Raw genomic sequence first — 9,236 nt, forward strand, 5'->3', positions numbered from 1 at the left:
ATCTTGCGCAGCGTGGTCAGGATGTCCTCCCGCAGCGACAGGCTCTCATACGTCTTCGGATGCACCAGCGTGCCGTCCAGGCCGAAGCGGCAAGCCTGGAAGCGGTTGTAGTTGTAGACCAGGTAATCGTCCTCCACCGGCGGCTCCTCGCGGCGCTCCAGCAGATAGCGGCACAACGCCTGCAGATACACGGCCAGCGCCGCCGCCCGCTCCACCGTCAGCGGCGTGTCGCACACGCGCAGCTCGATGGTGCCGAACTCCGGCTTCGGCCGGATATCCCAGTAGAAGTCCTTCATGCTCTTGATGACGCCGGTGTGCTCCATCTTGGCGAAGTACTCGTGTTCGAAGGTCGACCAGCTCTGCGTGAACGGCGCCCGCCCGCTCATCGGGAAGGCGAACACGGAGTTCAGCCGGGCCGAGTCGAACAGGGTGTCGCGCCCCTGCACATAGGGCGAGGAGGCCGACAGGGCGATGAAGTGGGGGATGTAGCGGTTCAGCGAGTGCAACAGGAACATCGCGTCGTCGCCGGAGGCGCAGCCGATGTGCACGTGCTGGCCGAAGATCGTGAACTGCTTGGCCAGGTAGCCGTACAGTTCGGAGATTTCCTGGAAGCGCGGCTTGGCGAAGATCTTTTGCGAGGACCATTGCTGGAAGGGGTGGGTGCCGCCGCCGCAGATGCCGATGTTGAGCTTGTCGCCGGCCGCCACCAGGGTGTCGCGGATTTCCTGCAACTGCGCCAGCAGCGGCGCGTGCTGGGTTTGCACGGTCGAGTTGATCTCGATCATCGACTCGGTGATTTCCGGCGTGACGTTGCCGGGGAAGGGGTTCTTGCCCAGCAGGTGCAGCAAGTCCGGGCTGGCGGCCGTCAGGTCGAAGTCCGACAGGTTCACCAGTTGCAGTTCCAGTTCGACGCCGAAGGTCAGCGCGTCCGATTGGCTAAAGGGTTCCAGCGGCATGTCAGCGCTCCTGTTCGTGTTGAGTTTCCTTGGCCCAGATCAGGGCGCGCTGGATGATGATGGGGCCGAGCAGTTCGAGGATCAGGATGAAGGCGGCCAGCGCGTTCAATTCGCCGGCGAAGTCGACGCCGCGATGGCGCGCGTGTTCCAGCAGCAGCACCACCGACACCGACACGGGCGTCAGGGCCACGCCGGTGAGCACGCCCTTGCGCCAGGAAATCCCGCTGACGTGGGAAAAGGCGCCCACGCCGATGATCTTCGTCACGCAGCGCCCGAGTATCATCGCCAGCGCCAGGCCGAGGCCGGCCATGACCTTGGGCCATTCCAGGGTCGAGGCGGCGAAGACGAACAGCAGCACCGTCAGCAATTCGCCGAGGGCGCCGAAATTGCGCTGCGCCTGGCTGAAGGCGACGCGGCGGTGGCGCGCGACGAGGCCGAACACCAGCGTGGCCAGCAGCGGCGACAGGCTGGTCGTGTAGGTGATCGCCACCAGCAGGATGACGGCCAGGGCGAAGGCGACGGTGGCGTCCTGGGCCATGTTGCCGAGGCGGCGCAGCATGGCCGGCACGACGACGCCGAAGGCGGCCCCGGCGGCGGCCGAGGCCAGCAGCACGGACAGGCTGCCGGTGGCGGCGGCCAGCAGGTCGCCCGAGCTGTGGAACATGTGGAAGCCGACGATGACGTTGAAGGTGAACACGGCCAGCACGCAGTTCAGCGCCGACATGTGCATGACGCGCTCGCTGACCTGGCCGGCGCTGCGCTCCTCGTTGATGACGCGCATCACCGTGGCCGGCGAGGTCGACATCGACAGCGACGCCAGCAGCAGGGCGGTGACGGGGGTGATGGCGAATTCGATGGCGATGCAGTACACCACGGCGAAGGTGCCGATGGCCTCGACCAGGCCGGCGACGGCGATCCAGGGATTGTTCTTCAGCCAGCGCAGATTGATGCGGTAGCCCAGTTCGAAGAGGATCAGGCCGAAGGCGACGTCGGCCAGGATCAGCATCGGGCCGTTGCCGGCGTGCGGCAGCACGCCGAGCTGGGTCTGGGCCAGCGCGAAGCCGACCACGCCGTAGAAGCTGATGCGCGGCAGGCCGGTCCAGCGGTGACCGAACTCGCCGGCGACCCAGGCCAGCGCGATCGCGAAGGGCCAGGATAGGTCGGATGCGATCGACAGGATACTTTGCATGGGCACTCCTCATTGTGTAGTGGCGTGCGACGCGCGCACGCCTGCGCCTCGATAATGAACGCGTTGCCGATTCTACTTGATGAGGTGGCGCGCACGATACGATGGTGCAACGGGCAGCGGCCGGCCCGGCGGCCGGCGCCGCGGCTCAGCTGCGCGCGGCGCCGGCGGCGCTTACTTGCTGAGCAGGCGCATGCCGCGCTCCAGTCCCTCTATCGACAGGGGGAACATGCGCCGGTTCATCAATTGCTGGATGATGCCGACCGACTGGCGGTATTGCCACAAGCCTTCTTGCTCGGGGTTGAGCCAGATGAACTTCGGGAAGGCGTTGGTGAAGCGCGCCAGCCAGGCCGATCCGGCCTCTTCGTTGTTGTACTCGACGGAGCCGCCCGGCTGCAGGATTTCATACGGGCTCATGGTGGCGTCGCCGACGAAGATCAGCTTGGTGTCGGCCGGATACTTGCGCAGGATGTCCCAGGTGGGGAAGCGCTCGGCGTTGCGGCGCCGGTTGTTCTTCCAGAGATAATCGTAGACGCAGTTGTGGAAGTAGAAGAACTCCATGTTCTTGAATTCCGTCTTCGCCGCCGAAAACAGTTCCTCGGTGCGCTCGATATGGTCGTCCATGGTGCCGCCCACGTCGAGCAGCATCAGCACCTTGATGCGGTTCTTGCGCTCGGGGCGCATGCGGATGTCGAGGAAGCCGGCGTTGCTGGCCGTGGCGTGGATGGTGGCGTCGAGCGCCAGTTCGTCCTCGGCGCCCTCGCGGGCGAACTTGCGCAGGCGCCGCAGCGCCACCTTGATGTTGCGCGTGCCCAGTTCCCGCTCCGTGTCGTAGTCCTTGTAGGCGCGCGCCTCCCACACCTTGACGGCCGTGCGGTTGCCGCCCTTGCCGCCGATGCGGATGCCCTCCGGATTGGTGCCGCCGTTGCCGAAGGGCGAGGTGCCGCCGCTGCCTATCCACTTGCTGCCGCCCTCGTGGCGTTCCTTCTGTTCCTTCAGCAGCTCGTTCAGGCGGTCCATCAGCTTGTCGTAGCCGAATTTCTCCAGCTGCGCCTTCTGCTCGTCGGACAGCTCGCGCTGCATGCGCTTGATCAGCCAGTCCAGCGGAATGGCGGCGTTGCTTTCGAAGGCGGCGTTGATGCCCTTGAAGTATTGGGCGAAGGCGCGGTCGAACTTGTCGAAATGGGCCTCGTCCTTGACCAGGGTGAGCCGCGCCAGGTAATAGAAATCGTCCATGGAGGCGCCGATGAGGTTCTTTTGCAGCGCCTCGAGCAGAGTCAGGAATTCCTTGATCGACACCGGTATCCTGGCGTCCTTTAAGGTGAAGAAGAAATCGATCAGCATCCTAGCCCCGCCGTAGCTTGTACTGCAGATGCGCCTTGATCTCCGGCCACTCGCCGCGCGTGATGCTGTACATATGCGTGTCGCGCACGGTGTCGTCGCGGCGCAGGCCGTGGTGGCGCAGCACGCCGTCGAGCTTGGCGCCGAGGCGGGCGATGGCCGCCTGCGAGGCGAAATTGAAGTTGTCGGTGCGGAAGCCGACGACGGCGCTGCCCAGCGTCTCGAAGGCGTGCGTCAGCAGCAGCAATTTGCAGGTGGTGTTGACGTGGCTGCGCTGCCAGCTCCTGGCGTACCAGGTGTAGCCGATCTCCAGCCGGTCCAGGGCCGGCACGATGTCGTGGTAGCTGCTGGTGCCCAGCACGGCGCCGCTGGCCGCGTCGAGCACGGCGAAGGCGAGGCGCTGCGGGCGCATCTCGACGGCCTTGAAGATGTACTGGTCGACTTGCTCCGGCTCCGGCACCGAGGTGACGCGCAGGCGCCACAGCTCGCCGTCCTCGGCGGCCGCGCGCAGGCCGGCGGCGTGGTGGGGCGCCAGCGCCTCCAGGCGCACGCCGTTCAATTCCAATGTGGGCAGGCCGAGGTCTTCCATCAGCGGTTCGTCCGCGACATGAAGACCAGGCGCTCGAACAGGTGCACGTCCTGCTCGTTCTTCAGCAGGGCGCCGTGCAGGGGCGGCACGATGGTCTTGGCGTCCTTGCCGCGCAGGGCCTCGGCCGGGATGTCCTCGGCCAGCAGCAGCTTCAGCCAGTCGAGGAATTCCGAGGTCGACGGCTTCTTCTTCAGACCGGCCACGTCGCGCACCTCGTAGAACGTTTGCAGCGCCTGCGCCAGCAATTCCTTCTTCAGCGTGGGGAAATGCACGGCGACGATCTGCTCCATCGTCTCCTTGTCGGGGAACTTGATGTAGTGGAAGAAGCAGCGGCGCAGGAAGGCGTCCGGCAACTCTTTTTCATTGTTGGAGGTGATGATGACCAGCGGGCGGTGCGTGGCGACGACCATCTCGCGCGTCTCGTAGACGTAGAACTCCATCCGGTCCAGTTCGCGCAGCAGGTCGTTGGGGAACTCGATGTCGGCCTTGTCGATCTCGTCGATCAGCAGCACCACCGGCTCGGGCGCCGTGAAGGCTTGCCACAGCACGCCCTTGACGATGTAGTTGTGGATGTCGCGCACGCGCTCGTCGCCCAGTTGCGAATCGCGCAGGCGCGAAACGGCATCATATTCGTACAGGCCTTGCTGGGCCTTGGTGGTCGACTTGATGTGCCACTGCATCAGCGGCATGTTCAGCGCGGCCGCCACTTCCTCGGCCAGCATGGTCTTGCCGGTGCCCGGCTCGCCCTTTATCAGCAGCGGGCGTTGCAGCGTCAGCGCGGCGTTGACGGCCAGTTTCAAATCGTTGGTGGCGACGTAGTTGTCGGAACCCTGGAAGCGTTGGCCTTGGCCGTTTGGAGCGTGCATGGGAGGCGGTCTCGGTGACGAAAAAAGAGAGGAAAAAAGTGATTTCAGTATAAGTCAGAACCGCGCGTGTGATGGCGCACCACAGGGCGGCGATTGCATTGGACTCTCAGAATGTTATTGAGTTAGAATCGCAGGCTACTAGCGCAATTGTCAAGTTTTTGCGCCCGTGGTCTCCGATTATCGTTGATATTACTTAGCCACCACCATGAAAAAAATCTACGCACTTCTCGTGCTCGCCGGCCTTGTGAATGCCGCGGCCGCGGCGGATATCGTTGGAAACGCGAAGGCGGCGCCAGCCAAGATTGAAATGTGCATCGGCTGCCACGGCATCCCGGGCTACAAGGCCACGTTCCCCGAGGTGTTTCAGGTGCCGATGATTGGTGGCCAGTCGGCCAAGTATATCGAAAACGCGCTCAAGGAATATCAGAAGGGCGATCGCAAACATCCCACCATGAAGGGTATCGCCACCAGCCTGTCGGATCAGGACATCGCTGACGTTGCGGCTTACTACTCGCAACAACAACCGGCGAAATGAGGAGCGGGACGATGAAAAAAATGATACTGGCGCTGGTGTGCTGCGCTGTTTCGCTGTCCGCTTTCGCGGGCGGCAATATCGATGCCGGCAAGGCGCTGACGGAAAAGTACAGCTGCTTCGCCTGCCACGGCAAGGACTTCAAGTCGCCGATCGATCCGAGCTATCCGAAACTGGCCGGCCAAAACCAGGACTACATCCAGCACGCGCTGACCGCCTACAAGCGCGGCGACGGTCCGAATGGCCGCAACAACGCGATCATGGACGGCCAGGTCAAGCCGCTGAGCGACCAGGATATCAAGGACCTGGCGGCATATCTGCATAGCCTGCCGGGCGAGCTGACCGCGCACCGCTGATCGGCGCCGCGACACCGGAGCAGCAAAGCCACGCCGCGTCGTGGCTTTTTTTTATCCGGCGTAAAATCGCCGACGTACTTGAGCGGGAGCCGACGGTGCGTGTGCGATTAATCGCGCCGCCGCCGCGCCTAGCGCCGCCGCACGCATTCGACGTAGGCTTCGGCGTCCGGCGGCAGGCCGCTGCGCTGCGAGGTCCAGATCATCTGGCCCAGGCATTCCATGATGTCGTGGTGCGCGGCGTGGGCCGAATCGAGCTTGCGGGTCAGCGCCTGGCAGGCGTCGCGGATGCCGCGCGGGCTGTCGATCGAGACCTGCTCGGAAATCGACAGGTGCATCGACAGGTGCAGGAACGGATTGGCCTGGCCGCCTTCGACCGAGTAGTCGCGCGCCAGCGCGGCGTCGACATCGGTCAGCGCCTCTTCGTATTCGGGATGCTCGGCGATCCAGTCGACGGCGATGGCTTCGATCGGGCTGAGGATTTCTTTGGCGTGATGCTTGCGGTAGGCTTCGCAGAAGAAGCGCCGCACGTCATCGGAAGACGGATTGAACATGGATGGTGACAGGGAATCGTGGACGGGGCTGGGGCAGGCGCCATTGTACTCCGTGCGGAAAATGTGTACTCTGGCGTGGCAGATGCATGCCACTTTTTCAACCCACCGGACCCGCCATGCTCAATGATACCGCCCTCGATACCCTGTTTTACGCCGCCCGCACCCACAACGGCTGGCAGGACCGCGAAGTCACCAACGCCCAGCTCGAGCATCTGTTCGACCTGCTGAAATGGGCGCCGACCGCCGCCAACGGCTCGCCGGCGCGCTTCGTGTTCGTCAAATCGCCGCAGTCGCGCGAGCTGCTGGCCGCCTGCGTCTCGCAAGGCAACGCGGCCAAGGTGGCACAGGCGCCGGTCACCGTCATCGTCGGCATGGACATGGCGTTTTACGACAAGCTGCCGCAGTTGTCGCCGGCCGTCGACGCGCGCGCATGGTTTGCCGGGAACGAGGCGCTGATCGCATCGACCGCGTTCCGCAATTCGTCTTTGCAGGGCGCCTATCTGATAATGGCGGCGCGCGCGATCGGCCTCGATTGCGGACCGATGTCGGGCTTCGACGAGGCCAAGGTCGATCAGGCCTTTTTCGCCGGCACCAGCGTCAAGGCCAACTTCATTTGCAGCATCGGCTATGGCGAAGCGGCCAAGCTGCGCCCGCGCGCGCCGCGCCTGTCTTTCGACGAAGCGTGCAAGATCGTTTGAGCGGGAGTTAGCAGGAAGGGCAGGGCGCCACCGCCGCCGATCGGGAGCGGCCTTCATCGAAGAAACGGGCGGCGACATCGTGAATGTCGCCGCCCGTTCGTTTTACTCGCCGGTTTTTTCCGGCACCGCGTCGCCGTGCGGCGGCGCGTCTTCGGTCGCGCAAGGCGATTCGGCCGCCGCCTCGGCCGCCGTGCGCGGCGCGTGCGGCTGGCGCAAATAGCGCGACGTGTGCCGGTGATGGCCGTTGCCGTGCGCCGGCCACGTCAAGAACCGCGACAGCTCCTGCAAGGCGCGCTGGTAGACATCGCGCTTGAATTCGATCACCACGTCCAGCGGCACCCAGTATTCATGCCAGCGCCAGGCGTCGAATTCCGGATGGTCGGTCAGGCGCAGGTTGACGTCGTTATCGCGCGCGCACATGCGCAGCAGGAACCAGATCTGCTTTTGGCCGCGATAATGGCCGCGAATTTCCCGCTTGATGAAATGGTCCGGCACCTCATAGCGCAGCCAGTCGCGCGTGCGGCCGACGATCTTGACATGCTCGGCCCGTAAACCGATTTCCTCTTCCAGCTCGCGGTACATCGCCTGCTCCGGCGTCTCTCCATATTTGATGCCTCCTTGCGGAAACTGCCATGAGTGCTCGCGCACCCGCTTTCCCCACCACACCTCGTTCTGGGCGTTGAGCAGGATGATGCCGACGTTGGGCCGAAACCCTTCACGATCGAGCATATTGCACCTCAATACTTTCTGCGACCGAGCATCCCTCTTATATTTTTGCCCATGAAACTGCACGCCGGCGGCGTTTTCGGCTGGCGAAAACGGTCGGAGTGCCATCAATTGAACGCATTTGTATAAAGTATGGACGCATCGGCCAGCTAATCCTTTAAAATTAGGTTGATTATAACCCTCTCTTTTTAAAAAGAATTCACCGTATGCGCGCCTCCCGTTTTTTTATTTCCACGCTTAAAGAAGCACCCTCCGACGCGGAAATCGTCAGCCACCAGTTAATGATGCGCGCCGGGATGATTAAACGCCTCGGTTCCGGCATCTACACTTATATGCCCATGGGCCTGCGCGTGATCCGCAAGGTCGAAGCCATCGTGCGCGACGAAATGAACAAGGCGGCCGGCATCGAGTTGCTGATGCCTTTGGTGCAGCCGGCCGAATTGTGGCAAGAGACGGGCCGCTGGGACAAGATGGGCCCTGAGCTGCTGCGCATCAAGGACCGCCACGGCCGCGAATACGCGTTCCAGCCGACCGCCGAAGAAGTGATGACCGACGTGGTGCGCTCCGAAATCAAATCCTACCGCCAGCTGCCGCTCAATTTTTATCACATCCAGACCAAGTTCCGCGACGAGCGCCGTCCGCGTTTCGGCCTGATGCGCGGCCGCGAATTCACGATGAAGGATGCCTATTCCTTCGACCGCGACGCGGCCGGCCTGCAGGCTTCCTACCAGATCATGTATGACGCCTACACCGCCATCTTCACCCGCTTCGGCCTGAAGTTCCGCGCGGTGGCGGCCGACAACGGCGCCATCGGCGGCAGCGGCTCGCACGAATTCCACGTCATCGCCAGCACCGGCGAAGACGCCATCGTCTACTGCCCGACCTCGGACTACGCCGCCAATATGGAAGCGGCCGAAGCGCTGCCTTTGAGCGCGGCCCGCGCCGCCGCCGGCGCGCCGCTGACCAAGGTGGCCACGCCCGACGCCACCAAGTGCGAGCAGGTCGCCGCTTTGCTGAAGATCGAGCTGTCGCAGACCGTCAAGACCATCGCGCTGACGGTGGAAAAAGAGGCCGACGGCAAAGTCGCCAAACAATACTTCATGCTGCTGCTGCGCGGCGACCATGAACTCAACGAAGTCAAGGTCGGCAAGGTCGCCGGCCTGGCCGGCCACCGCTTCTCGACCGAGGCGGAAATCCTGGAAGTGTACGGCTGCGTGCCGGGCTATCTGGGACCTGTCGGCACCAAGGCGCCGGTCACCGTGGTGGCCGACCGCACCGTCGCCAACCTGGCGGACTTCGTCTGCGGCGCCAACGACGCCGGCTTCCACTACACGGGCGCCAATTGGGGCCGCGACATGGCCGAAGCGGCCATCGTCGCCGACCTGCGCAACGTCGTCGAAGGCGACGCTTCGCCGGACGGCAAGGGCGTGCTGGC

General features: G+C 63.8%; 11 protein-coding genes. 4 read left to right on the forward strand and 7 right to left on the reverse strand.

Annotation, left to right across the window (positions count from 1 at the left end; translation table 11 throughout):
- From Q0S71_RS04505 to Q0S71_RS04525, 5 genes are all read right to left on the reverse strand, one after another.
- Positions 1-956, reverse strand: a 956-nt coding sequence (locus Q0S71_RS04505; RefSeq protein WP_295991916.1) for a YbdK family carboxylate-amine ligase, incomplete at its 3' end; no start/stop codon positions are given.
- A 1-nt stretch (position 957) separates the two neighbouring features.
- Positions 958-2,145, reverse strand: a complete 1,188-nt coding sequence (locus tag Q0S71_RS04510) for a cation:proton antiporter (protein ID WP_295991919.1) — start codon at positions 2,143-2,145, stop codon at positions 958-960.
- 171 nt (positions 2,146-2,316) lie between these two features.
- Positions 2,317-3,486 carry a VWA domain-containing protein gene (locus Q0S71_RS04515; protein ID WP_295991921.1) on the reverse strand — a complete coding sequence of 390 codons (1,170 nt, stop codon included), beginning with the start codon at positions 3,484-3,486 and terminating at the stop codon, positions 2,317-2,319.
- A gap of 1 nt (position 3,487) precedes the next feature.
- The gene (locus Q0S71_RS04520; protein ID WP_295991924.1) at positions 3,488-4,072 is read right to left on the reverse strand and encodes a GNAT family protein; all 585 of its coding nucleotides are present in this window, start codon (positions 4,070-4,072) and stop codon (positions 3,488-3,490) included.
- The gene (locus tag Q0S71_RS04525) at positions 4,072-4,938 is read right to left on the reverse strand and encodes a MoxR family ATPase (RefSeq protein WP_295991927.1); all 867 of its coding nucleotides are present in this window, start codon (positions 4,936-4,938) and stop codon (positions 4,072-4,074) included. The genes Q0S71_RS04520 and Q0S71_RS04525 overlap by 1 nt, the downstream gene beginning before the upstream one ends.
- Positions 4,939-5,143: 205 nt before the next feature.
- Here Q0S71_RS04525 and Q0S71_RS04530 point away from each other — a divergent pair, with 205 nt between their 5' ends.
- Positions 5,144-5,473: a cytochrome c gene (locus Q0S71_RS04530; protein ID WP_295991937.1), complete on the forward strand. Its 330-nt coding sequence runs from the start codon at positions 5,144-5,146 to the stop codon at positions 5,471-5,473.
- 11 nt (positions 5,474-5,484) lie between these two features.
- Entirely contained in the window at positions 5,485-5,826 is a 342-nt protein-coding gene (locus Q0S71_RS04535) for a cytochrome c (RefSeq protein WP_295991940.1), read from the forward strand.
- Positions 5,827-5,954: 128 nt separating this feature from the next.
- Here Q0S71_RS04535 and Q0S71_RS04540 read toward each other — a convergent pair whose 3' ends face one another.
- Positions 5,955-6,377, reverse strand: coding sequence for a DUF1841 family protein (locus Q0S71_RS04540; RefSeq protein WP_295991941.1), 423 nt, complete (start codon positions 6,375-6,377; stop codon positions 5,955-5,957).
- Positions 6,378-6,493: 116 nt separating this feature from the next.
- On the opposite strand from Q0S71_RS04540, the gene Q0S71_RS04545 reads away from it, so the two are divergent.
- Entirely contained in the window at positions 6,494-7,075 is a 582-nt protein-coding gene (locus Q0S71_RS04545) for a malonic semialdehyde reductase (protein WP_295991944.1), read from the forward strand.
- A 102-nt stretch (positions 7,076-7,177) separates the two neighbouring features.
- Here the strand turns inward: Q0S71_RS04545 and Q0S71_RS04550 are convergent, their stop codons facing one another.
- Positions 7,178-7,804, reverse strand: coding sequence for an RNA pyrophosphohydrolase (locus Q0S71_RS04550; protein WP_295991949.1), 627 nt, complete (start codon positions 7,802-7,804; stop codon positions 7,178-7,180).
- Positions 7,805-8,007: 203 nt separating this feature from the next.
- Between Q0S71_RS04550 and Q0S71_RS04555 the strand changes: the two genes are divergently transcribed.
- Positions 8,008-9,236: proline--tRNA ligase (locus tag Q0S71_RS04555; RefSeq protein ID WP_295991951.1), on the forward strand; the 1,229-nt coding region annotated here is incomplete at its 3' end.

The sequence above is a fragment of the Rugamonas sp. genome, assembly GCF_025354735.1.
GTDB lineage: Bacteria > Pseudomonadota > Gammaproteobacteria > Burkholderiales > Burkholderiaceae_D > Rugamonas.